This window comes from Peribacillus sp. SRI_006, assembly GCF_057586375.1.
Genome location: NZ_JBYCZT010000006.1, coordinates 72,609 through 97,267 on the forward strand (window position 1 = coordinate 72,609; position 24,659 = coordinate 97,267).

At 42.7% G+C, this 24,659-nt stretch carries 25 protein-coding genes and 2 pseudogenes; 10 read left to right on the top strand and 17 right to left on the bottom strand.

What is annotated here, in order from left to right; genetic code table 11:
* Positions 1–157: 157 nt before the first annotated feature.
* The gene (locus AC2YHV_RS09980) at positions 158–595 is read right to left on the bottom strand and encodes a hypothetical protein (RefSeq protein ID WP_413004781.1); all 438 of its coding nucleotides are present in this window, start codon (positions 593–595) and stop codon (positions 158–160) included.
* A gap of 179 nt (positions 596–774) precedes the next feature.
* Complete coding sequence (locus AC2YHV_RS09985) at positions 775–1,638, bottom strand: STAS domain-containing protein (RefSeq protein ID WP_413004779.1); 864 nt, start codon at positions 1,636–1,638, stop codon at positions 775–777.
* A 145-nt stretch (positions 1,639–1,783) separates the two neighbouring features.
* On the opposite strand from AC2YHV_RS09985, the gene AC2YHV_RS09990 reads away from it, so the two are divergent.
* Positions 1,784–1,927, top strand: coding sequence for a hypothetical protein (locus tag AC2YHV_RS09990; RefSeq protein WP_158226130.1), 144 nt, complete (start codon positions 1,784–1,786; stop codon positions 1,925–1,927).
* 109 nt (positions 1,928–2,036) lie between these two features.
* Here AC2YHV_RS09990 and AC2YHV_RS09995 read toward each other — a convergent pair whose 3' ends face one another.
* From AC2YHV_RS09995 to AC2YHV_RS10010, 4 genes are all read right to left on the bottom strand, one after another.
* Entirely contained in the window at positions 2,037–2,366 is a 330-nt protein-coding gene (locus AC2YHV_RS09995) for a hypothetical protein (protein WP_034310337.1), read from the bottom strand.
* Positions 2,367–2,465: 99 nt separating this feature from the next.
* Positions 2,466–3,659: an MFS transporter gene (locus AC2YHV_RS10000; RefSeq protein ID WP_487373124.1), complete on the bottom strand. Its 1,194-nt coding sequence runs from the start codon at positions 3,657–3,659 to the stop codon at positions 2,466–2,468.
* A gap of 145 nt (positions 3,660–3,804) precedes the next feature.
* Positions 3,805–5,127, bottom strand: a complete 1,323-nt coding sequence (locus tag AC2YHV_RS10005) for an APC family permease (RefSeq protein WP_063574788.1) — start codon at positions 5,125–5,127, stop codon at positions 3,805–3,807.
* A 374-nt stretch (positions 5,128–5,501) separates the two neighbouring features.
* Positions 5,502–6,329, bottom strand: a complete 828-nt coding sequence (locus tag AC2YHV_RS10010; RefSeq protein ID WP_063574787.1) for an undecaprenyl-diphosphate phosphatase — start codon at positions 6,327–6,329, stop codon at positions 5,502–5,504.
* Between the two features lie 147 nt (positions 6,330–6,476).
* Here AC2YHV_RS10010 and AC2YHV_RS10015 point away from each other — a divergent pair, with 147 nt between their 5' ends.
* Complete coding sequence (locus AC2YHV_RS10015) at positions 6,477–7,226, top strand: glycerophosphodiester phosphodiesterase (protein WP_487373125.1); 750 nt, start codon at positions 6,477–6,479, stop codon at positions 7,224–7,226.
* A gap of 60 nt (positions 7,227–7,286) precedes the next feature.
* On the opposite strand, the gene AC2YHV_RS10020 is transcribed toward AC2YHV_RS10015, so the two are convergent.
* Positions 7,287–7,496 carry an alpha/beta-type small acid-soluble spore protein gene (locus AC2YHV_RS10020; protein WP_034310322.1) on the bottom strand — a complete coding sequence of 70 codons (210 nt, stop codon included), beginning with the start codon at positions 7,494–7,496 and terminating at the stop codon, positions 7,287–7,289.
* Positions 7,497–7,662: 166 nt separating this feature from the next.
* Between AC2YHV_RS10020 and AC2YHV_RS10025 the strand changes: the two genes are divergently transcribed.
* Both AC2YHV_RS10025 and AC2YHV_RS10030 read left to right on the top strand, forming a co-directional pair.
* A complete protein-coding gene (locus tag AC2YHV_RS10025) occupies positions 7,663–8,949 on the top strand; it encodes a glycoside hydrolase family 18 protein (RefSeq protein WP_487373126.1) in 1,287 nt (428 codons plus the stop codon).
* A 245-nt stretch (positions 8,950–9,194) separates the two neighbouring features.
* Positions 9,195–10,187: a potassium channel family protein gene (locus tag AC2YHV_RS10030; RefSeq protein WP_176548590.1), complete on the top strand. Its 993-nt coding sequence runs from the start codon at positions 9,195–9,197 to the stop codon at positions 10,185–10,187.
* On the opposite strand, the gene AC2YHV_RS10035 is transcribed toward AC2YHV_RS10030, so the two are convergent.
* On the bottom strand, positions 10,184–10,588 hold the full coding sequence (locus AC2YHV_RS10035) for a YugN-like family protein (protein WP_057278022.1): 405 nt from the start codon (positions 10,586–10,588) through the stop codon (positions 10,184–10,186). The genes AC2YHV_RS10030 and AC2YHV_RS10035 overlap by 4 nt on opposite strands.
* A 415-nt stretch (positions 10,589–11,003) precedes the next feature.
* Here AC2YHV_RS10035 and AC2YHV_RS10040 point away from each other — a divergent pair, with 415 nt between their 5' ends.
* Positions 11,004–12,284 (top strand): M20 family metallopeptidase, encoded by a 1,281-nt coding sequence (locus AC2YHV_RS10040; protein WP_487373127.1) that lies wholly within the window; start codon positions 11,004–11,006, stop codon positions 12,282–12,284.
* Between the two features lie 368 nt (positions 12,285–12,652).
* Here AC2YHV_RS10040 and AC2YHV_RS10045 read toward each other — a convergent pair.
* The 4 genes and pseudogenes from AC2YHV_RS10045 to AC2YHV_RS10060 all read right to left on the bottom strand — a co-directional run.
* Positions 12,653–12,768, bottom strand: a pseudogene (locus tag AC2YHV_RS10045) (cytochrome c biogenesis protein CcdA); the annotation flags it as partial.
* Between the two features lie 68 nt (positions 12,769–12,836).
* Positions 12,837–12,949: pseudogene (locus AC2YHV_RS10050) on the bottom strand (cytochrome c biogenesis protein CcdA); the annotation flags it as partial.
* Between the two features lie 235 nt (positions 12,950–13,184).
* Positions 13,185–14,531 carry a glucose-6-phosphate isomerase gene (locus AC2YHV_RS10055; protein WP_487373128.1) on the bottom strand — a complete coding sequence of 449 codons (1,347 nt, stop codon included), beginning with the start codon at positions 14,529–14,531 and terminating at the stop codon, positions 13,185–13,187.
* Positions 14,532–14,678: 147 nt separating this feature from the next.
* Entirely contained in the window at positions 14,679–15,842 is a 1,164-nt protein-coding gene (locus AC2YHV_RS10060; protein WP_487373129.1) for an iron-containing alcohol dehydrogenase, read from the bottom strand.
* 203 nt (positions 15,843–16,045) lie between these two features.
* On the opposite strand from AC2YHV_RS10060, the gene AC2YHV_RS10065 reads away from it, so the two are divergent.
* Positions 16,046–16,279 (top strand): DUF378 domain-containing protein, encoded by a 234-nt coding sequence (locus AC2YHV_RS10065; protein WP_034310308.1) that lies wholly within the window; start codon positions 16,046–16,048, stop codon positions 16,277–16,279.
* Positions 16,280–16,413: 134 nt separating this feature from the next.
* On the opposite strand, the gene yugI is transcribed toward AC2YHV_RS10065, so the two are convergent.
* The gene (yugI, locus tag AC2YHV_RS10070; protein ID WP_034310304.1) at positions 16,414–16,818 is read right to left on the bottom strand and encodes a S1 domain-containing post-transcriptional regulator GSP13; all 405 of its coding nucleotides are present in this window, start codon (positions 16,816–16,818) and stop codon (positions 16,414–16,416) included.
* A 343-nt stretch (positions 16,819–17,161) separates the two neighbouring features.
* Here yugI and AC2YHV_RS10075 point away from each other — a divergent pair, with 343 nt between their 5' ends.
* Positions 17,162–18,505, top strand: a complete 1,344-nt coding sequence (locus tag AC2YHV_RS10075) for a sodium-dependent transporter (RefSeq protein WP_487373130.1) — start codon at positions 17,162–17,164, stop codon at positions 18,503–18,505.
* A 140-nt stretch (positions 18,506–18,645) separates the two neighbouring features.
* Positions 18,646–18,999 carry a helix-turn-helix domain-containing protein gene (locus tag AC2YHV_RS10080; protein ID WP_487373131.1) on the top strand — a complete coding sequence of 118 codons (354 nt, stop codon included), beginning with the start codon at positions 18,646–18,648 and terminating at the stop codon, positions 18,997–18,999.
* Positions 19,000–19,157: 158 nt separating this feature from the next.
* Here AC2YHV_RS10080 and AC2YHV_RS10085 read toward each other — a convergent pair whose 3' ends face one another.
* Both AC2YHV_RS10085 and AC2YHV_RS10090 read right to left on the bottom strand, forming a co-directional pair.
* Complete coding sequence (locus tag AC2YHV_RS10085) at positions 19,158–20,327, bottom strand: aminotransferase (RefSeq protein ID WP_487373132.1); 1,170 nt, start codon at positions 20,325–20,327, stop codon at positions 19,158–19,160.
* On the bottom strand, positions 20,324–20,824 hold the full coding sequence (locus tag AC2YHV_RS10090) for an Lrp/AsnC family transcriptional regulator (protein WP_034310292.1): 501 nt from the start codon (positions 20,822–20,824) through the stop codon (positions 20,324–20,326). Before AC2YHV_RS10090 ends, AC2YHV_RS10085 begins: the two co-directional genes overlap by 4 nt.
* Before the next feature lie 304 nt (positions 20,825–21,128).
* On the opposite strand from AC2YHV_RS10090, the gene AC2YHV_RS10095 reads away from it, so the two are divergent.
* A complete protein-coding gene (locus AC2YHV_RS10095; RefSeq protein WP_487373133.1) occupies positions 21,129–21,971 on the top strand; it encodes an alpha/beta fold hydrolase in 843 nt (280 codons plus the stop codon).
* A 277-nt stretch (positions 21,972–22,248) separates the two neighbouring features.
* Here the strand turns inward: AC2YHV_RS10095 and AC2YHV_RS10100 are convergent, their stop codons facing one another.
* Positions 22,249–22,509, bottom strand: a complete 261-nt coding sequence (locus AC2YHV_RS10100) for a DUF1871 family protein (protein WP_048882924.1) — start codon at positions 22,507–22,509, stop codon at positions 22,249–22,251.
* A 94-nt stretch (positions 22,510–22,603) separates the two neighbouring features.
* Between AC2YHV_RS10100 and AC2YHV_RS10105 the strand changes: the two genes are divergently transcribed.
* Positions 22,604–23,788 (top strand): MalY/PatB family protein, encoded by a 1,185-nt coding sequence (locus AC2YHV_RS10105; RefSeq protein WP_487373219.1) that lies wholly within the window; start codon positions 22,604–22,606, stop codon positions 23,786–23,788.
* 37 nt (positions 23,789–23,825) lie between these two features.
* Here the strand turns inward: AC2YHV_RS10105 and AC2YHV_RS10110 are convergent, their stop codons facing one another.
* Positions 23,826–24,578, bottom strand: coding sequence for a TraR/DksA C4-type zinc finger protein (locus AC2YHV_RS10110; protein ID WP_487373134.1), 753 nt, complete (start codon positions 24,576–24,578; stop codon positions 23,826–23,828).
* Between the last annotated feature and the right edge of the window lie 81 nt (positions 24,579–24,659).

Below are 24,659 nucleotides of genomic sequence, written 5' to 3' on the forward strand. Positions count from 1 at the left end.
GAAAGGTGCAAGTACGGATCATCCAGTGCAACGTCGAATTATTACACACAAAGTCGAATCAACTCGCTCAAGGTCGAATTTCCACCGTGAAATTGCTCCGATAATCAGTAAATCAAATGCAAAAACACCGATACAATGTATCGATGTGGCAGGAATGCTAGCTATTTGCAATAATGTATTCAATCACTTTATCTGCATCGTCTGTATAAAAGAGGGCTTTATCAAAGTCATGGGCCGCCTTCGTCTCGGCTTCCATATATTCAATCGAGGAAAGGAGACCAAAGATCCTCTTCCATTTATGAGTCTTCTCCAGAAGTTTTCTTTCCTTTTTTATATCCTCTGGTATGAATTCATTAATGATAAACCATGGGTCGGAAAATGAGGGGTCCCCAAAACGTTCTTTCAAGGCTCGCAATTTGTCCCGATCCCATTCCACCCTTACCAAGTCCGATATGACCGAGACATTTTGGACTGAGTCGAGGATGCGTTTGGATAAAACATCATATTCTTCATCCTCCAGCCCATTATCCGTCATGATTCCTACACAATACCATTTTTCGTAATGTTCAGGTTCTTCATTTTTCTTGAAAAACACTATTCAACCACCTTCCTTACACGCTTTACATGTCCTATTTAATTTAAATTAAAAACAACATGTCCGTCCACGCCCTTCACTATAACATGGAGAAATATCGATGGGCGATTAAATATGGGAGCAGCAGGAATGTTAGCCTGACATAGAAAAAAAGATACCCTAAAAAAAGGATACCTCCATCATACTGGCTGAAGAGCCAGCCCTCTTTGATTAAACAGATATTCCAGGGCCTGCCTGAACGATAGAAAGGCTTTTACCTGATTTGCAAGATCAAGTTTGACGATCTCTTTTACGACATCAGGGGTAAAACCGACAAACATCGTTTCCGTTCCCATCAAGGCCAATGCCCCCACTAATTGATCCAGCAGGGAGAGCATATTGCTTTCCTTCGTAAAGGTAATTCCCGAGAAATCCATGATCAATACTTCCGCATGCAGATCTGCACATTTTTGCAGCACCGTCGATTGCATCGACTCCATTCTCCAATCGTCAATGCGTCCGATCAACGGTAAGAGCAGCACATCCTTTAATACGGTCTGAACAATCGGCGTGGACAATTCTTCCATGACTTCTTGGTTTTCCTTTATCTTCTGCAAAGAATCGTTTGCCATTTTCGCCATTTCTTTATAATGATTCACGTAACTGATACTCACACAGTGTATGAACTGGTCCAGGATTACATCAATTATCGAGCTTGCCTTTAACAGAATTTCAATGGAGTAATATCGGTTGCTCACCTCTTCTTCAATGAAACTCCAGAAAAGGTTACGTATCGCTTGAGCTTCCTCAATATTCTTATCTAAAGGAATGCCCATATCCACGATGCGCTTACCTATTTCCATACCCGTTATTTTCATGCTTTCCATCGCTTGTGCCTTTCCATGAATCAAGGCATCTGCATGAATTTGAATAAGTTTTGACCGAACCTCTTTACCGGTTTCTAAATCATAGAGCGGTTCATCTTCTTCAAACAACTCGATATGCTCCACTAGGATATATTTAAATTTTTCAATTTTTTCGCCAATCATTCTTAATTCTTCCATATGGACCTCCCATACAGGGCTTTTATCATATTTTAGCAATAATCGAGGGGTGAAGGATATAAAATCCTTCTATTACCAATATGCTAATAGACGTTTACCCTTTTCTTGATAAGGGTATTATGATGTATGACTTGGAGGGATGAACATGAAAAAAGATCAACAAGACTTCGAATCTGAAAACATGAGCGATTTAGTTGAACTCATAAACAGTAAAAATAACAGCCGCAGAATCTTGGATGTACTTCGGCGTAATAAAAAGGATAAAAGTAAAGGCAAAGATAAAAAATGAAAAAGCCCAGTCCAAATTGGCCTGGGTTTTTTGAATGGGATAAAAATAAAAGAGCTGAGTTGTTTATTAGGCAAGCCCAGCTCTTTCGTCATTAAAAATCGAAAAGCCACTACCTTTTTCTCCGGATCTCCTCCACATGGTTCCCTTCAGTAGTTATATAGACTGTTTCATCAATTTTGTATGTTAAATAACGGTCACAATCAATTTCAAACGTTTTCCCATTGTCGAATTTCATTGCGCAATTGGATCCCTCTTCGGTTTCCGTCACATCAATGACTTCGTTCGTCTTAAAACCGACTGCCTTGCCATCGGAGAAATGCGGATAGTATTTTTCAACAATCTGCACCTTATGCAATCTGCCCGGACTTGTTAAGTATACAACGAATAATATAATTAAAACGGCTATTAACCCAATGAGAATTACTGCTTTTCGTTTCACTCTATCTAATACCCTCTTCTCTTATCAATCTATTATTCAATATCCATTTTCACTAGATTATATTCAGGATTCCGGAAAAACATGATAGAAAAGATCATTTTATTTAACGATTTTCACTTTTTCCACCATCATCGCACAAGCGGCAGCAAGGAGGATCAGAATGGATACAGCCGAGATGACCCCTCCCCAGCCGAACTTCATCAGGAATAAACCGCCTGATGCCCCAACTATACTTGATCCTGCATAGTAAAACAGGAGATATAATGCGGATGCTTGTGCCTTTTCACTCTTATCTGCCAAACTGCCGACCCAGCTGCTCGCAATGGAATGAGCTCCAAAAAAGCCAAATGTAAACAGGGCAAGCCCCATTATTTTCAGCAAAAGCGGGTCCAATAAAGTTAACAGGGCGCCCATCAGCATGATTGCGATTCCGGTAAGAAGTACAACACTCCGACCATATTGATCGGCAAGCTTCCCCATCCATGTTGAACTAAACGTCCCCACAAGATAGATTATGAATATGAAGCCAATCAATGTCTGTGATAAATGATATGGCGGTCCCATTAAAGGTATACCCACAAAGTTATAAACGGTAACGAACGAGCCCATTAATAGGAAGGCCATGACGAATAAGAGTACTAGTCTGTTATTCCTTAAGTTATTGATAAGGGAGGTTTTGATTCTCGATAATGAGACCCGTACGCGGACAGCATGCTGCGAAGGCGGTAGCATCCACCAAAAAGCCAGACTGATGATCAAACTTAAAGCTCCAAGGCTTCCAATCGCTATGTTCCATGAGAAATGGTCGGTCAGCACCCCGACAATCAGCCTGCCAGCCAATCCGCCGATACTCGAGCCGCTCACATAGATCCCCATCACATAGCCAAGGCTTTTCGGATGAAATTCTTCATTGATATAGGCCATCGCAATGGCCGGGAAACCTGCAAGCACCGCTCCTTGAATCGCCCGAATTGCGATCAGGATGTATAGATCATCCTGGATGAAGCTGACACATATGGATAACAATGCAGACAGAGTGAGCGCCGTCCCCATTATTTTTTTCCTATCGATATTTTCTGAGAAAAAAGAAACAAGCAATAAACAGAGTGCAAGCGTTCCAGTCGCGAAAGATAATGTAAGGCTTGCCATTGCAGGAGAGACTCCAAATTGCTTTGCGAAAACCGGAATGACCGGTTGGGTACTATACAGATCCGCAAACGTTACAAAGCTACCGAGAAATAAAGCCAAGATCGTTTTCCTGAATGATTTACCAGCAGGCTCGATATAATTCACTTTTGTTCAGACCCTTCACTATTTAACTTTCCCCCTATGTTAATACGAACTTCCCGAGTTGTCTATTTCACCACTTCTATCCAACGGGAAAATTTCATTCCAGCAACTAAAAAAACCTTCACTGCATGCAGTGAAGGTTTTTTCATTAATTTGAACGTTTACCATCCCGCTCGCTTTTCTTAAGGAGCCAGTACACTGGCATACCGATAATGAGGATGATCACTGAGTACAGGGCATTTAAAGGTGTTTGGATTAACGTGCTTAAAACGATGTATATTGCACCAGCAATCGCCACGATGGGGATGAATGGGTAAAACGGCACTTTATACGTTTTTGCATCCGGATCTTTTCTGCGTAAGATGAAGACCGCAAAGAAGGCTAATCCATAAAAACAGAAGACAGAGAAAACAGCCATATTGGTAAGTTTGTCAGGGTCTGTTGCAACCATCATGATGATTGCAATGAACACTTGCAATACCGTGGCATTTATAGGCGTTTTGAACTTGGGCGATATTTTTCCGATTTGTTTATGGCCTGGCATCATTTTATCAGTCGCCATCGCCAAGGTAATGCGCGGAAAGGTCAAAAGCTTTCCGTTCAAGCAACCGAAGATTGAAATCGCAATTCCGATCGATATCAATTTCCCGCCCAATTCACCGAATAGAAGCGTTGCTGCAACATTCGCTGCATTCGTACCATGGGCTATGACTCCCTCCGCCCCCAATACATGAAGCATGGCAAGATTCACACCCAAGTAAGCGACCATGACCACGACCAATCCCGTTATGATTGCCCGCGGCAACGTTTTCTGCGGGTTTTTCATTTCCCCTGCCATGAAGCCGACATTCATCCAGCCATCATACGCCCAGAGCGTTGCCAAAATCGCACCGGCCATACTGATTTTCATTGAACTTTCGCTATCGATATTGAATACAGGCATATCACCTTGTGCGATACCGAATACCGCTATGAAAATGATCGGGATCAATTTAGCAACGGTCGATAAGGTTTGGATGATACCGCCGTATTTTGTCCCCAGCAAGTTCATGCCTGCTATGAATACAATCGTAAGAATCCCTATCGCCAAAGAGTAGCTTGAAGCGATCTTAAATATTCCTGCAACTAATAACCCGAAGTATAAACTGAGTGCGCCCATGACTGCAGGTCCGTATACCAATGTCTGAACCCAGCCGCATAGGAATCCCCATGCTTTACCGTACACTTCTTCCATATAGACATATAAGCCGCCCGTTTTAGGAATCCGTGTACTCACTTCCGCAATCGTCAACCCGCTTGCAAGGGTAATCAGACCGCCTATCAGCCAAGCTAACAAGGCCATGGTTGAATTACCGCTCAATTCAAGCACGTCACCAGGTCTCATGAAAATACCAGAACCGATAACTGTACCAACTACAATAGATGTTCCAACCCAAAAGCCAATCGTTTTCTTCAATTGGTCATTTCTCATGTTGTCCTCCCCAGGTGTACACATGTACTTTATTTATACTAAAATTATATCATATAAATTATATGGAAATAGTTTATGTAATCATTTGAATATTCCGCAAAATACTCAAACACGTTGGTATCATTACGCTCAGGCAGTTTTATTTTATTTATATTTTTTTTACTAATTATGACTGAAACTGCACTGAAAACCGAATATTTTTTTATTATAAAAAGATTTATTGAGTTTTTACTCATTAATAACGAATTAAAAACTAAAAAACCAAATTATCATTCGTTATTGATTTCATGGGAATCCTGCTCATTTTCGGACGCACAAAAAACCACCCCGAATCAACGGGGTGGTTCCTCTCCTCTTTCAAGCTTCATTTCGTATTACCAAATAATGAATAGAAGCACAACCGCCAAGACGATCCGGTAAATGGCAAAAGGAGTCAATTTAACTTTATTGATTAAAATCAAGAAAAAGCGGATACAGAATAATGCAAAGATAAATGCACTGATGAAACCTGCAATAAAGAATGGCAGGACTTCAGGCGTGAAGCTATCCCAGTATTTCACGATTTTCAAGAGACTGGCACCAGCCATGATCGGCACTGCCATGATGAACGTGAAATCGGAAGCAGCCCGATAGCTCATCCCTAATAGCACACCGCCTGATATCGTTGAACCTGAACGGGAAAATCCCGGCCATAGTGACAAACATTGAATCAATCCTACACCTAAGGCTTGTTTATAAGTGATTTGGTCAACCGTCTCTGCAGTCAGCTTTGGACGGAATTTATCCGCAGCAATCATCAAAAATGCGCCTAGGAACAATCCGACGATAACCGTCTTCATCGTAAATAAATGATCATCAATATAATCTTCGAATAATAGACCTAAAACGCCCGCCGGCAACAATCCGACAATGATCTGCAATAGGTTAAGCTTTTGGCCGTTCCCAGCGGATGTGCCTTTCAGCTTCCTTAAACCAAGCAAGTCCATGAATCGCCCCCAGAAGAGCACCACAACGGCGAGTATCGAACCAAGCTGGATGACCACCTTAAAGGCATTAGCCACTTCACTCCCGAAAAGCTCTTTCGAATTCAGCCATAAATCATCGACGATAATCATATGCCCTGTTGACGATACAGGAGCAAACTCAGTTAATCCTTCTACAAGACCAAGGATAACTGCAACAAAAATTTCCCACATATTCATTTTATTCACCTCATATTTCGAACACCTATTTATGGAAATACCATATGTATTTTACTCGTTGTTTAAAATATTGTCTATTAAACATTGCTGAAACAATTCAAGCGTACATGTATGATAGGGTTCAAGATAAAGTTTAAAGGGGAAGTGATGATTTTGCAAAACATACTGATTTTCGCCCATAGAGGGTCCAAGGGGACGCATCCTGAAAATACCATGGCAGCCTTTCAAAAGGCGGCAGAAATCGGGGCCGAGGGGATTGAGTTCGATGTCCACCTCAGTTCTGACGGGGAATTGGTCATCATCCATGACGAAACACTTGATCGAACGACCACCCTTACTGGTTATGTAAAAGATCATTCGGCACAAAAACTGAAAACGGCTGATGCCGGGAGTAAATTTTCCAATGAATTCCTTGGGGAGCGGATTCCTTTTTTAATGGACGTTTTCGACTGGGCTAAGGGAAATGCTTTATTGATGAATGTCGAAATCAAGACGGATAAACTCGCTTATGAAGGAATCGAACAGAAGATCATTGATTCAATTCGTCAATATGGAATGGAAAACCGGGTGATCCTCTCTTCCTTCAACCATCAATCCATTGAAAAAGTGAAGATGCTTGCCCCAGATCTTGAACGGGCATTATTGTTCGAGGGACTTCCTGAAAACTTCGAAGAAATCTTACGTGATAAAAAGGAATCGGGTTTTCATCCAGATAAAAACAGCCTGACTCCAGCGGTTAAAGAAAAAGCGAAAAAACTCGGATATAAAATCCGGCCTTGGGTCGCCAATGATGAAGCCGACATCGTCAGGCTGGCAGAGTTGGGAGTCGACGTCATCATGACCGATTTCCCTGAAAGGACAATCAAGATTTTAAAAGCTTGGCAGTCACATGGCTGAACCATGCGAAAGAGAAGGAGCGTTGCTCCTTCTCTTTCAAATCCATATTTATTCAATTAATTAACGAGAGAAGTTTGAACCGCCTAGTTGTTGTTCAGCCATTTGAACCAAACGTTTTGTGATTTCCCCACCAACAGATCCGTTAGCGCGAGAAGTAGTGTCAGCACCTAGGTTTACACCAAATTCACTAGCGATTTCATTCTTCATTTGTTGTAGGGCTTGTTCTGCACCAGATACTAAAAGTTGATTGCTGTTATTGTTGTTTGCCATGTGTTTTTCACCTCCTACTAATATTAATTAGCATTTTAAGCTTAAATTATTATTGCCAATTTATTGAATTTTTTCGTTTACGTTTCTCCCAATCCTGAGCTCTTTATCATGAATTTCTTTTTATGCTCATAAACTGTTAGGAAACTTTCAGTAGGAGGGAAAAGAATTGCAAATACATGTGGTTAGGCCAGGCCAGACGTTATATGGCATCGCCCAGACGTACAGCGTAACCGTTGACAGGCTCGTTGAATCAAATAAGATCCCTAACCCAAATAATCTTGTTTCGGGGCAGGCCCTTGTCATTCCAATCGTCGGCAGTTATTATTTCGTTCAACCGGGTGATAGTCTTTATTCCATATCCCAAAGGGTTGATGTCCCTGTTCAAGAATTGGCAAATATAAATGGCATTTCCGAAAATCAAATCCTATCCGTTGGATACCGGCTTTATATTCCGGCACGGAGGAAAAGGACCGCCGAATTCAACGGCTATGTCGAGCCGAGGGGTACGACGGTTGCACCGGCCCTTGTGACGGCCGCCAGGGAAGCTGCGCCCTATTTAACCTACTTAGCCCCTTTCAGCTTCCAGGCGCTGCGAGACGGCTCCTTAAAGGAGCCATTACTCGATGGTTTCCCTGCCATCGCCAGGGAAAATAAAAATGTCCTGATGATGGTGATCACAAATCAGGAGAATGACCAATTCAGCGATGAGCTCGGGCGGATCATCTTAACGAATACTTCCGTTCAGAATAAGTTCCTGAACAATATCGTTACAACGGCAAAGAAATATGGTTTCCGGGATATCCACTTTGACTTTGAGTATTTACGGCCGGCCGACAGAGAAGCCTATAATCAATTTCTCCGAAAAGCCAGGGATCGCTTCAAGAAGGAAGGATGGTTCATTTCCACGGCACTGGCCCCTAAAACAAGTGCTGAGCAAAAAGGCCGATGGTATGAGGCGCATGACTATAAAGCACATGGTGAAATCGTCGACTTCGTCATCATCATGACATATGAATGGGGGTATAGCGGCGGACCGCCAATGGCAGTGTCACCTATCGGACCTGTTCGGGATGTCCTCGAATATGCCGTCACCGATATTCCTTCCAACAAGATCCTGATGGGGCAAAACCTATATGGCTATGATTGGACCCTGCCTTTTGTACAGGGATCCATTGCCAAGGCCGTAAGTCCGCAGCAGGCCATCCAAATTGCGGCGGACAATGATGTTTCAATCGAGTATGATGAAACCGCACAGGCCCCTCACTTCAATTATACCGATATTGAGGATAGGCAGCATGAGGTGTGGTTTGAAGATGCCAGATCGATTCAGGCAAAATTCGATTTACTCAAAGAATTGAACTTAAGGGGAATGAGTTATTGGAAGCTCGGCTTAGCCTTCCCCCAAAACTGGCTGCTCATCAGTGATAACTTCAACGTACGGAGAAGGGTTTAACAAAAGATTTAGGAATACCGAAGCTGAAATGGGCATATAATCAACCATCGAGCATGAAGTCCATTCAGGATACGTGACTCAGCACTAAAAGCCTTCCGACATCTTCCGGAGGGCTTTTATCATTTACCGTAATTTGATCAGGCAATATGCCGATATTCATCATTCAAAGTTTGTCTGTCCGGACCCTTATGAGCCATGCCTTTTTTGACCATACTATAAGGATCAGCTCAAAGGGTGTGAAAATAATGATTCGAATCGGTCCATACATGAGTACCGTTCCCAGATTTCCGCGTTTCATCAGATTGCTTTCCATCATCGCATTATTTTTACTTTCATTCGGGGTCTTGATCCACATTGTGGAGCCGAAGAGATTCCCCACCTTACTTGATGGCATCTGGTGGGCAATCGTGACGATGTCAACGGTCGGCTATGGAGACTTCACTCCCGTGACCAATCTTGGCAAAATCATTGGGATGGTCCTCATTTTGTCAGGGGCCGGCCTGATTACTTCTTATTTTGCGTACATCGCTAAAATTTCCATATCCAATGAACAGCAATTTCTAACAGGAAAGAAAGTATTCGGCGGCGGCGGACATATTATCATTGTGGGCTGGAATGGCCGTTCCAAGAGAATCATCCAAAACATCCATGATCGCAAGCACCATCAATCCATTGTCCTTATCGATGATACACTGCAAAAGCACCCGCTTCCACGAACGAATATCCACTTTATCCAAGGAAAAGCTACATTGGATTCCGTTTTGCAGAAAGCCAATATTAAACAAGCCATTCGCGTCCTTATTACGGCTGACCTTAAGCAGGACGAGCTGCAAACGGATATGTTCTCGATTTTAACGTTACTGGCCGTCAAAGGGCTGAATCCGCATGTGTATTGTCTTGTGGAAATATTGACGCATGAACAAAAGGAAAATGCATTACGGGCTGGGGCGGACGGTATAGTCGAAACGAATAAATTCGCGAGTGAATATATGCAGGATTGCTTATCGAAGGGGATCATAACGGAAGCCAGAGAACAAAATGAGCTGGATGGATTGAGCCTCAAACAGCTGCCCATCCAGGATGACTGGGCGGAATTGACGTTCAAACAGCTGAACGTTAAGCTATTCGATCAAAACATTTTATTGGTCGGCATCATTTCAGGAGGCAAGACCTTAATCAAGCCCCCCGGAGATGTAATCATCCATCGTGATGACACTCTAATCATCATTGATGATTAATGTAATAAAAGCTTTTCCAGATTACGGACAAGCGCTTTTCCTAAAGAGATATAGTTTTCCGGAAATTCGGCATCCGGATTTTCAGGCTCGGCAAACTGATTGAAGGAGGCGGAAAGGTTTCCGATATTTCCTTCATCGTCATTCCCGTCCTCGTACTTATGAGATAACAAAAACGGTTGTAAGAGTTCGACCATTACCCCGTCCTGATCGAGTGAACCATCAACAGCCTTGAAAGGGACCCGCAAGAATTGGTAGCCATCACTGTCATCAATCTTATAATCAAAAGACCCGTGGTCATAATCCCATCCTCCGCCTATCGCATATCCTTCCGGTTTTAACTTTGTCTCCAAATCGAACAACCCGAAAGTTTTCCCTTCCAACTGAGAAGAAATTTTAATCATTGTATAAAACCTCTTTCGCTAATTTTCTATTAGCTTAACCAAAGCGCCTAAAAAAAAACCTGGAATGACTCTATTGTCCCCTTGATCAGGCATAAAGGAAGATTGGCTTCCTCACTGATTTCCAAGCTTTCCTTACGCTTTTATTTCAGCTTCGTCGCTCCCTCCTCCTCCATTCGTAATTACTGGATCTTCTGCTGGTAGCGTCAGAAAAAATGCGGTTTTACAACGTTAAGCACAATTTTCCTGACGCTACCCATATATTACTTTGGCTCTTTGGCTCATTAAGTTTAACTATAGCATTGAACGAGACTTTAAATTCCCCACTTTTAACCTCAGAAATATGAACTAGGAACAGCACATAGAATAGGTATAGAAATATTGCGGCTAATGCTGGACATGGAGGGGATGTATTTATATGAGTACCAGAATGATCCGGCAACTGATAAGGTCAAGGCAACAGGAATTAGTCGAACTTGCTGCTTCATTTATTCGAATTCCATCTGAAAATCCATCGCCCGAGTTTAAGAAGCGGTCAGCAGAAATGGGACGCCATATTAGCCGATACCTAGCAGCAAAAGGGTTCTTGATTACCGAGCACCGCCGTAGCGAAAATGCGCTGGTTACCGTGGTCTGTGATGCTCCCTTAACCAGGGTACCTGGTCCACGGCTCCTATTTTGTGGACATACAGATGTCGTACCTGCAGGCGATTGTTCACATTGGACCTTCGATCCTTTCTCAGGAGAAGTTAGAGCAGGTATGCTTTTGGGTAGGGGAGCCTCCGATATGAAAGGAGGCTTGGCAGCACTGATTTTTGTGGCTGGACTACTTCACGAGTTCGCCCCCACTCTTAATTTGAAAGGTAGCCTAGGAGTTATTGCCTCTCCGGATGAAGAGACTGGCGGCATTGAGGTGGCCTCGCTCCTGGATCAAGGATTGATTAAGGGTGATGCTTGTCTGATTGGTGAACCAACGGACCGCTACCATCCGAATGCCGGTGAAAAGGGCAAGGCATGGATGCAGGTGATCATACCAGGTCAGACAGATCATGGCAGCCTACAACCGCTTTATGGAATCTCCGCCGTACGAAGAGGGGCAGCCGCGGTCGAAGCACTAACCAAGCTATGGGAGCTCAAGACAACGCCTCCGCCAGAGCCTTGTCAACTTTTGTACAATACTGAGTGGCTCCTATCTCAGAGTCTAGGAAATCCCTTACTGTCACAGTTACTTTATCGTCCCTCTTACAATCCAGGTATAATCCAGGGCGGAACAAATGTGAACGTCGTCTCAGACAAGTGTATCATTAAAGTGGATACCCGGGTTCCATTCGGTATGAAGCCCGAGTTTGTACTTGATATCGCTAGGAATCTTGTTAGTGCTGTAGCGCCAGGTGCGGTTGTAGAGCCAATGGTACCTTGTACTAACCCGAACTGGACCTTAGAGGATCGTCCAATTGTGAGGGCCATAGAACTGGGAATCCAGCGTGTCCTTGGAATGGAGGAACCCGTCTTCAGCGTACTTTTGCTTGGTTCAAGTGATGCCAGTCACTTCCGGCGCCATGGCATTGAAACTGTCCTTTACGGTCCTGGGCTGGAACACACTATCCATGGGTACGATGAGCGGGTTTCAGTGGAGAACTTAGTAGAATCTGCCGAGATATATGCTGAGACTGCAGTCAAGTATCTTAGGTCATTTTAAATCTATTTTCACTAAACTTTATGCAGGTGCAGGGTATACTGCACGCGCTACTGCTAATGTTCTCTTTCAAGGTGTATATGGTCGTGGTCATTGGTGGGGATATTTGTATACTCGTTGGTATTAAATTCTTTAGTTCAATGCTAAACTAAATATATTTATTGCGTGTTTTGATCAAACTTTGTTTCAAATTTACATGAAGACCAAAAGCTAAAAAAAGAGCCTGAGCAGAAAAACCGCTTCAGGCTTTTTTCTTTTTGGGAAAAGTGGGAATTCCTTTTTTCTCTGAATGAACTAGGATTTTTTTAAATAATTCTTTGCCTTCTTGTCAGGTTCACTTTTTGTATTATTAACATCTGACCTGTAGACAAACCAAGGGTTACAACAGCCCCTAATATGGGTCCTATGCAAGGAGTCCAACCAGCAGCATATCCTATCCCAATTAAAATAGAACCCATCTAACGGATAGGCGATTTTTAAAAGTTATTTTCTTATCCATCATTGTATTCATAAAAGAGATCGTAAATAAAATTGGCCTGCTATTTAATTTGTTAACTGATAATCCTGTAATATAAGATAAAAAAGCAGGATATAAGTGGCAAACAGCAAGGAGGGATAAAGGATAAAACCCCAGCACCAAAAGATATAAAAATATTTAAGTCTCCCAATATGATTTCCTCCAGTTTTGATTTTCTCTTGTTTTAGCATCTTACATCTTCTTCTTTCCATCCGGCAGGCTTCTTGCGGACCGGGGAACCGTTCTCAGTTTCTCTAGCTCCTTGATACTAATTCCCCCCCACTCTCATTTTCGATACCAGTATCGAATATGTTTATTCTTACCCTTTGGCGTTCAACCAAAAAAGGCAACAAGCCGGATGTTATTCCGGCTTGTTGCCTTTTATATTATAAGCGCTGTTCAAGCTCCGCTTTTTTCTTTTCATAACCCGGCTTGCCTAAAAGAGCAAACATGTTCACCTTATAGGCTTCCACTCCAGGCTGATCAAATGGATTTACACCCAGTAAGTAACCGCTCATTGCACAAGCTTTCTCGAAGAAATATACAAGGTAGCCAAAAGTATAAGCATCGAGCTGAGGAACCATTACGATCAGGTTGGGAACGCCACCGTCCGTATGGGCTAACAGCGTACCCTCAAATGCTTTATTATTCACGAATTGCACCGTTTCACCTGCTAGGTAATTAAGGCCGTCCAAGTCATTGGCCGCTTCTTCAATCACGATTTCATGACGGGCCTTATCGACTTTGATGACCGTTTCAAAAAGATCACGCCGTCCTTCCTGGACATACTGCCCTAATGAATGCAGGTCGGTCGAGAAGTTAGCCGATGAAGGGAATATCCCTTTTTGATCCTTTCCTTCACTTTCTCCAAATAACTGTTTCCACCACTCAGAGAAGTATTGAAGTCCAGGCTCATAGTTTATCAGCATTTCAATCGTTTTCCCTTTATTGTAAAGGATATTCCGAACCGCCGCATATTGGTATGCCTGATTCTCCCCTAGCTCGGAAGAACTGAAGTCGGCCCTGGCATGCTCGGCTCCCTCCATGATTTGATCGATATCCGCCCCGCTGACAGCAATCGGAAGCAGCCCTACAGCCGTTAAGACCGAGTAACGTCCGCCAACATCATCAGGAATGACGAAAGTTTGGAAACCTTCCTCCGTTGCTACCGTTTTTAATGCGCCCTTCTCTTTATCAGTCGTAGCATAAATGCGGCTCTTAGCTTCTTCAACGCCGTATTTTTGTTCAAGCAGTTTCCTGAAAATCCTGAAGGCCAGTGCAGGCTCCGTGGTCGTACCGGATTTAGAGATGACGTTGATCGAGAAATCCCTATTTTCCAATAGGTCCATCACGTCCTGCATATATGTAGAGCTTATATTATTACCGACAAATAAAATTTGCGGTGCTTTCCTTTTATCCGAAGGTAAAATGTTATAAAAACTATGTTGAAGCATCTCAACTGCTGCCCGTGCTCCCAGATATGATCCACCGATTCCGATAACCAGCAGCACTTCTGAATCTTCTTTTATTTTCGCGGCCGCTTTTTTGATTCTTGAGAATTCTTCTTTATCATAATTGGCGGGTAAATCAAGCCAGCCAAGATATTCATTGCCTGCCCCTGTCTGCTCATGCAGGGAATGGTGCGCCACTTTTACAGCATCCTGTAGATAGGTAATTTCATGCTCCCCGAAAAACGGCAGGGCTTTTGAATAATCGAAACGAATATGGGCCATTCAAATTCCTCCTTGAATTCTTTAGTTTCCCTTTCACTTTATCTGATGTAATTCTCATAATCAAGAAATCGATCAAGTAAATAACGAATTATGCATATAAAGCAATCTCCCACCTGGCAAGGAGGGAGATCGGATCATATCACTTGTTTATAAGGAAGCCCGTAAAATGGCAAGGACATCTTCACGGTTCAGGACTTTGAATCGTCCAAATTCCCCTCTGCTCATCGCTTTATCAGCCATGACTTCCAATTGTGAGTCATCGATGCCATAATCCGAAAGATTGGTCGGCGCCCCTAAGCTGCTCCAAAATGACCTAAGTCTTTCAATGCCTTCAAGGGCCGCTTCCTCATCCGTTTTACCTTCCGGATCTACATGGAAAACACGGACTGCAACTTGTTTAAAGCGTGCGACATTTTCATGGAGCACATGCTTCATCCAATTCGGGAATAAGATGGCCAATCCTCCTGCATGCGGGATGTCATAAACAGCTGAAACGGCATGTTCAATGTTATGCGTTGCCCAATCACCGCTGTAACCAACCCCAAGCGACCCATTCAAGGCTAGGTTTCCGGCATACAGGATAGTGGCCCGATGCTCATAATCCTCCAGGTCTTCCAATAGTTTAGGTGCCGTTTCAATCACCGTCGTTAACAGCGATTCACAAAAACGATCTTGCAGCGGTGCATGCGTTTCCGGGTGGAAGTACGTTTCGAATACATGTGACATCATATCGACCATTCCGTATACCGTCTGGTCTTTTGGTACTGAAAAAGTATTTTCAGGATCCAAAATGGAGAATTGCGGAAATACCAATGGACTTCCCCATCCATATTTCTCTTTCGTTTCCCAGTTTGTTATGACAGATCCGGAATTCGCCTCAGAGCCTGTTGCAGCCAAAGTCAGCACCGTTCCGAATGGAAGGGCCTCTTCGACTGGTGCCTTCTTAATGACAAGATCCCATGGATCACCCTCATATTTAGCACCTGCAACGATGGCCTTTGTAGCGTCTATAACGCTTCCCCCTCCAACCGCAAGGACAAAGTCGATCCCATGTTCTTTACAAAGGTCAACACCCTTCCGGACTGTTGAGATGCGTGGATTCGGTTCAACTCCGGAAAGTTCGTGCACCTCTGCATCGATCTCTTTCAAGGCATTGATCACTTTTTCATATAAGCCATTTTTCTTTATGCTTCCCCCGCCATATACAAGTAAAACTCTATCGCCATAGGCGGGAATTTCAGTTTTTAAGCTTTCAAGCTGACCTTTTCCGAAAATTATTTTTGTAGGATTTTTATATGTGAAATTCTCCAATGGTATCTCTCCTTTTATGCCACATTGACTCCGTTTTCGAATGAACGACAGGGCCAAGTGCTAGTTTTTCTTTTATTCATTATGACCAATGTTCCATTTAAATACAAAACATCCGCCCGTAACTTTTGAGTGGATGTATATTTACATGCTGAAAATGCATGATAAGTAAAGAACTTATTTTTTCAAAAAAAGGAGGCTGTACAATGAGTGGAATACAAAGAATTGCACTTGTTCTTACTATAATCGGGGCAATCAACTGGGGATTAATAGGGTTTTTCCAATTTGACTTGGTCGCTTCGATTTTCGGGGGGCAAGATGCTGGAATGGCCCGTATCGTTTATGGATTGGTTGGAATTGCCGGTCTCATTAATCTTGGTCTTCTCTTTAAACCAAGTCCTGAAATTTCCAGGGAGCCTGAAACCAAACCGACTCGCTGAGATCTTGATCATCAACAATGTTATGTTCTATAAAATAAAGCCGGACCATGGATAAACACATGACCGGCTTTATTTCATTCATGGCACCAGGACAAAAAAAACCGGCTGATCGAGGATCTGCCGGTTCTAAAAAATTATTTTTTGATTAAGTCTTCGCGTTGAGATTGTTCAATCCACTCTTGAAGTTTGTCTTTCAATGTGTTGAAACCTTCAGTAGATTCGATGTGAGATGTCGCTTTAACAGATGCTTGGCGTTTTTTCGGAGCTTTTTTCGGAGCTTCAGTACGCTCAGGAGCTTCTTCTGTAGCGCGGATCGATAAGCCGATTTTTCCAGCAGCTGAATCGATGGAAAGAACTTTAACTTTCACTTCATCGCCCACTTTTAAATGTTCGTTAATATCTTTAACGAAGCCGTGAGTGATTTCAGAAATATGAACTAAACCTTGAGTTGATTCATCTAAAGCAACAAATGCACCGTATGGTTGAATACCAGTAACTTTACCAGCAACTACCGCACCAATTTCGAATTTTTCAGACATGGTAACACTCCTATTTTATATATATTTTTTCGTCTTTTCACGCAATAAAAAATTATATCACATAATTGGAAAATAATCAAAGTTAAGTATACCATACTTTTTGGGATTTTACTCATTAAAAATGTTTGTTTTTTGGAAATAATAAATATTATAAGACCTTTGTATATAACTTAACCTAAAAATTTGCAAATAACCCCTATTTCCATTAAGATATTTACTCATTTTTCTAAAGATTGTAATATTAAACCTATCCAATTGCCCCTAATCATAGTAAGATGAGAAAATGTTTTAAAAAAATAATATACAGCTAGATATTCTTTACATCTAAAGGAGTTTTTCCATCATGTCAAAACAAGATCAATGGACTTCAAAACTTGGGTTCATCCTGGCAGCCGCGGGATCCGCTATTGGATTGGGCGCCATCTGGAAGCTCCCGTATATGACTGGGGAAAATGGCGGTGGGGTCTTTTTCCTGCTCTTCATTATATTCACCCTGCTTATCGGGGCACCGATATTAATAGCGGAATTCACGATTGGCCGCAATGCACAGAAAGATGCCATTAGCGCATATAAACATATCGCCCCTGGAAAGCCTTGGGCATTGATTGGATATGGCGGTGTCGTCGCTTCAATCATCCTTCTTTCCTTCTTCAGTGTTGTTGGAGGCTGGATCATCTCCTATTTAGCAAGGAGCTTTACAGGTTCCCTCTCAAACTTGACGCAAGAGGAATATGGGAACTTCTTCAATACGATAATCAGTAATCCTTATGAAACGGTCATCGCTCAGTTATTATTCATGGTCTTTACCATTTGGGTCGTGCAAGGCGGCGTTTCCAAGGGAATTGAAAAGGCTAATAAATATATGATGCCTTCATTGTTCATTCTTTTCATCATCCTTCTTATCCGATCCTTAACTCTGGATGGGGCAATGGAAGGTGTTAAATTCTTCTTGAAACCGGACTTTTCCGCATTAACAGGGGAAACGATCCTATTGGCACTCGGCCAATCCTTCTTTGCACTAAGTGTCGGTGTTTCCGTGATGGTAACCTACGCATCCTATTTAAGTAAAAAAGAAGATATTACAAAATCGGCCTTTTCGGTAGTTGGACTGAATATCTTCATTTCCTTGCTGGCAGGTTTGGTCATCTTCCCGGCTGTTTTCGCACTGGGTTTCAGTCCTTCAAGCGGGCCTGGACTGGTATTTGTCGTGTTGCCTGCCGTCTTCAATGAAATGGCGCTTGGCGGGATCTTCATGTTCATTTTCTTCATATTATTATTATTTGCCACCCTTACGACGGCATTCTCCATTCTCGAAATCGTCGTTGCAGCCATGATCAAGGGGGATTCCGCAAAACGGAAGAAGGCCTCTTGGATAGCTGGTATCACCGTTTTCCTGATTGGGATTCCTAGCGCATTGTCCTTTGGGGTGCTTTCGGATGTGAAGATTTTCAATTTATCCATATTCGATTTAGCTGATTATCTGACAAGCAATATCGCGCTGCCAGTCGGCGCCTTGTTCATATCCCTTTTCATCGGTTATCAAATGAAAAGGATCCAGGTACAAAAGGAGTTCGAAACTGGCGCTGATCCCGGCCGATCACTTTTTAAACTTTGGTACTTCCTGATTCGCTACATCGTGCCGATCATGATCATACTCGTATTCCTTAAGTCAACTAATCTCATTTAACATTCAAGGTGCCGTTTCGATATTTCTCGATGCGGCATTTTTTTCACAAAACCTACATATTCCGTTCCTCCACTTAAGTAATAATATGGTAAAATAATTACATAATAAAAATATATTTCCTGAAAAAGGAGTGTCTGACCATGTCAAATATCGCGAAGAATATCCGTCAATACCGAGAAGATCACAACCTAACTCAACAGGAACTGGCTTTGAAATTACGAATCGGCACAAAGAAAATCGAAAAGTATGAATCGGGTGAATCCGTTCCTGATACGCAAACCATTTTACGTCTTTCCACCGTTCTTGACATTCCGGCTTCAGAATTCCTGAAGGATGCCCAGATCGGTAACGCTGCTGGTATCGACGAGGACTTAAAAAAATTGATTGAAGAAATCGGAACCAAAAAAGCTGAGCTCATTCTAAGGACAGCCAAGGACTTTAGCGAAGAAAAAATTCTGAAAGTTATGCATACTTTATATAAAACACAAGCTTAATTCAAAAAATGGGTCGTAGTATGTGTATTTTTTTTCTGGGTACTGGATATACTATGATTAACACTTTCTATGTTAATCCATTAGATTAACTCTTTTTTCTAATTCCCCCTATGGAAAGGGATCCGGCTGCTAATGGCCGGATCCCTATTTTTTTGCTTTTATTGGCAATGATTCTTCATGAAACGTTCCATTCTTCTGAGCGCCTCCTGAAGCTGATCCATGGAGGATGCATAAGAACAGCGGATATGACCTTCACCGCTTTCCCCGAACACATCTCCCGGTACAACGGCAACAAGTTCTTCCGTCAGAAGTTTTTCAGCAAATTCCATCGAAGTCATCCCCGTTCTCTCGATTGATGGAAAAGCATAAAAAGCCCCGCCGGGATTATGGCAATCCAGCCCCATATCGTTAAATGATTTCACGATATAATTTCGTCTTCTCCGATAACTCCGACGCATTTCTTCCACATCCTGCATACCGTTCTTTAAAGCTTCCAATGCAGCATGCTGCGCAACGGTCGGCGCGCACATCATCGCATATTGGTGAAGCTTAAGCATCGCTTCGGAAATTTCCTTAGGTGCACAAACGAACCCAAGACGCCACCCTGTCATCGCAAACCCTTTCGAAAACCCATTGATGACAATCGTCCGCTCAAGCATGCCGTCAACGGCAGCAAAAGAAGTGAATTCCTCATCATAAGCAAGTTCGGCATAGATTTCATCGGAAATCACCAGCAAGTCATGCTTTTTAACGATGTCAGCAAGCATCACTAATTCTTCCTGCCCAAGCTGGGTTCCCGTCGGGTTATTCGGTGAACAAATTAAAACGGCCTTCGTTTTAGGCGTGATCGCCGCTTCGAGTTGTTGGGGAGTCAACTTAAAGTCTTCTTCCTTGGATGTTTGGACCGTGACCGGTATTCCCCCTGCCATGGTCACAAGCGGTGCATAGGCGACGAAACAAGGTTCGACGACAATGACTTCTTCACCTGGATTCAAGATGGTCCTCAGGGTAATATCGAGGGCCTGGCTTGCTCCGACCGTGACAATGATTTGATCATCCGGTCTATACGAAACATGGAACTGCTTCTCCATATACCGGCTGATTTCCGACCTTAATTCAAATAATCCGGCATTGGCCGTATATGAGGTATATCCTTCCTCCAGGGAGTTGATCGCCGCTTCCCTTACCGCCCAAGATGTAACGAAATCCGGTTCACCTACACCAAGCGAGACGACCCCTTCCAAATTGGCTGCCAAGTCGAAAAAGCGGCGGATGCCCGATGGCTTAAGCTCTGCAATCGTTTTTGAAACATAACTCGTTTTAATCATGGTGACACCACTATCCGCTTATCTTCTTCAGTTTGATCAAAAATGGTGCCATCATGCTTGTATTTTTTCATAATGAAGTGAGTCGTCGTAGAAATGACGGAATCCAGTGTCGAAAGTTTTTCCGAAACGAAGCTTGCCACTTCGTTCATCGAACGCCCTTCGACAATGACTGAAAGATCATAAGCCCCTGACATTAAATAAACGGACTCGACTTCCTTGAATTTGTAAATCCTTTTTGCAACATCATCGAAACCGACGCCGCGTTTTGGAGTGACCTTTACATCGATCATCGCTGTGACACCATGGTATTCATCCACTTTAGCCCAGTTAATGACTGTTAAGTAACGTACAATGACCCGCATATCTTCCAATTTCTTCAATGTTATTTCAATGTCCGAATCTGATTGATCGGTCATTTTAGCCAAATCCTTCAGATCAATCCGGCTGTTATTTTCAATGATTCTCAAGACTTCCAATTCCTCTTCATTCAAGTGCATTGGAAAACCCCCCTTTTGGAATTCACTAATTTAGCTGTGATGGTTTGGCTGGCAGATAGTCTCACGAATTACCTTATTAGACTTTTAAAAAAACCTATATGACAATATAATTTAATAAGTCCTATGCTGTCAGGATAAACTTACACTATTATATCAAAATTGGCTGGTGACCTGTTATAGTAATTGTCTTTTTTCATCGTTATTATTACAATTACTGTTATGCAACAGTATTATAGGACCTTTTTTGGAATATTCAGGGTAACATAGGTTTTTATCATGGAACAATAACGGAGGAGGAGCTTATATGGAAAGTCATACAATCAAAGGTCTCGAACGGGTAGGGAATATCGAAATCTATTTTGAATATGACCGAATCGATGATTCTCTCCCCACCCTTGTCCTGCTTCACGGATTTTTGTCATCGAGCTTCAGTTTCCGTAAATTAGCCCCCCATTTAATCAAGGAATACAATGTGATCTCCATAGACCTCCCGCCATTCGGGCAAAGCGGAAAAGATTATCGATATACATATTCATTCCGAAACATCGCTAAATCCGTCGTTATGTTCCTGGAGGGAAAAGGAATCAGGAAATTCAGTATCATCGGCCATTCCATGGGCGGGCAGATTTCCCTGCAGCTCATCAAGTCATATCCTGACCTTGTCGACCATGCCATTCTACTTGCCGGCTCAGGCTATCAGCCCGGCTATTCGGAAAAAATGAAGATGGTCAGTTACCTGCCTTTCTTTTCTTACGGGATAAAACGGTATCTGCAAAAATCAGGTATCGAAAAGAACTTGAAAAATGTCGTCCATGACCCGGCGATGATTGACGATGAAATGCGGCAGGGATATCTAGGGCCATTCATAAAGAAGCATGATATTTTCCGGGCATTGGGAAGGATGCTTCGAGATAAGGAAATCGATTTGCTGAAGGAGGACCTTAGTGATATACATACACCATGCCTGCTTATTTGGGGAAGACATGATCGAGTGGTGCCATTGAGTATCGGCGAAAGGCTCCATGAAGACCTGCCTAATTCCGAGCTTGTTGTCATTGAGGATTCCGGTCACCTTCTTCCAGAGGAGAAACCTGAAGAAGTGTATCAACTAATTAAGGGGTTTATTGGAGTAGCCACCCCAACGTAAATTCACGAGTAAATGGGCGAAATTCACGAGTAAATGCGCGAAACTCACGAGTAAATGGCTGTAATTCACTAGTAAATAGCCAAAACTCACGAGTATACTGCACAAACTCACGATTAAAAGCACAATTCACCAATAAATCGCCGAAACTCACGGGTAAATCACTGAAATTCACGAGTATACTGCACAAACCATCAGTTAACTGAACAAACTATGGGTATAGAGCAAAAAAACAACGTAAAAAAGGTGCCCCTGATTTCCGGGTACACCTTTTTCACCTTTATATCGAACAGCTGGCATCATTTTTTATGATGAGCAGCTTTCGTGCAACGTCCAGGCACTTTTCCATCTGAATGGATTCATCGAATGCGAACTCGTAAATGGATTTTATTTTTTCCGCCAGTTCCTTCGGATCATCTATATCCCGGATCGCTACGACCGTATCTGCAATTTCCGGCTCATATAGATCCCAACCTATCTTGAAAGGGTCCCATTCTTGTAAAACGGCAACCAACGCTAAATTCATTTGCTGTGTATCCATCTAATTTATCACCTGCTCAATATTTTCAAAGAACATGATATCATAGTATCATAACAACAGGCTTTTCGCGAAGACGACAAATTTTTATTCGGTGGTGGATATTTTGAATAAATCAATATTTGAAGAACAAATCAACAGGGAAAATTCAGGGTCAGCAAAATGGGATAAAAACTCCCTCACATCCTTATATGGGCGCGAGGATGTTCTGCCAATGTGGGTTGCCGATATGGACTTCCCATCTCCTGAGGGCATTCAAAAGGCATTGATGGAACGCTTGAATCATCCAATTTTCGGCTATACCGTCCCTTCTGAAACGGTTTTCACTGAAATTCAAAGCTGGCTTAAAGACCGGCACTCCTGGCAAATCGATAAGAAGTGGATTTCATTCAGCTCCGGCGTCGTTTCCGCAATCGGTACAACAATCCAGGCATTCACGAACCCGGGCGATAAAATACTGTTACAATCTCCCGTCTATACCCCATTTTTTGATATGATCAAAAATAATGACCGGGAAGTGGTCAACAGTCCCCTTATCATAGAAAAGGACCGCTTCGAGATTGATTTCAACGATTTTGAGGACAAGCTGAAAAGCGGAGTGAAACTATTCCTTTTTTGCAGTCCCCATAACCCTGGCGGACGCGTTTGGACAAAGGATGAACTCCTGCGGATCGGGGAGCTATGTGTAAAATATGATGTAGTCATCGTCAGTGATGAGATACATGCTGACTTATTCCATACAACATCCAAGCATTATCCGATCGGCTCCCTTTCAGGAAAATTAGCGAATAGGACCGTTACATTGATGGCGCCAAGCAAAACATTCAATATTGCCGGCCTTCAGGCTTCTTTCCTGATCACCAGTAGTGAAAGATTGCAGAAGAAACTGCAAATGGCGCAAACGAAACTGGCCTTCCATGGCCTTAACATCTTTGCCTTAACAGCAATGGAAGCCGCGTATCGGGAGGGCTTGGAATGGCTTGAAGACATGATTGGCTACATTGAGGAGAATATAAAAGTGGCTGAGGAATTCATTGCAGCCGAAATCCCTTCACTGCATGTCATGCATCCGGAAGCATCTTATCTTTTATGGATTGACTGCCGTGACCTTGGATTGACCGACAAGGAAATAAAGGATCGACTGATCCATCAAGGGAAGCTTGCATTGGAGCCTGGTTCTAAATACGGACCTGGCGGAGAAGGTTTCGTCCGAATGAATCTCGGTTGTTCTCGCAGCGTCCTGATGGATGGGCTAAACCGGTTGAAATTGGCTTTTACTTAAAAAAAGAACCAGGCTTAGAAATCCTGGTTCTTCTTTTTCAATCTTTTTCTTCATCCACATATGGATCATGCTCATATCGGGGCAAATCCCCAAACGGGGTTTGAATATTTTCTTCAAAAAGTTCTTCCTTCAATTCTTCATATTGGGAGTTCGGATAAACCGTTACCTCTTTACCGTATATATCCACACCAACGAAATTTTCATAATTTTCGACATAGCCGACATTTTCTTCGGACTCGACATACATATCTTCGTAATCGTTTGGATTTACGAAATCGGAAGGCGATTCAGATGTTCCATAACTGGCAACATCCTGCCAAGAATCTTCCGCATCGTACGCAACCGATTCATGCCGGTCATCATAATCAAACCTCCCAAATGGGGGTCCGAGCACTTCCTCTTCCACTGGCCGATTGTGCGAAGTTTCCTGTGAGAGGGTATGCTCGACACAATAAGTCGTAGTAGGGATCGCTTTCAAACGTTCAAGAGGTATTTCCTTTGAACAAACCTCGCATTTTCCATACCCACCTGCCTCGATGGCAGAAAGCGCTCGTTCAATATCCCTTATTTCATCCCGATCATGCTCGGAAAGGGCTAAATCCTTTTCCCGTTCATATAACTCGGTTCCTTCATCTCCCGGATGATTATCGTAACTCGATAACTCACCAGTCGAATCCTCCATGCTCCTTCTTAAATCGTAGTTGCCTGAATCATTTAATCGCTCTTCCAACTCTTGCTTCGTTTGCTGCAATTGCTGTTGAAATTCTTTTAGCTGCTGATTGGATAGCATGTGCAACATCCTTTCAAAATCGTTCTTCCCTCTAGTATTTCTCTCTTCCCGCCATTCCATAAAGGTACTTTTTACCTTAGG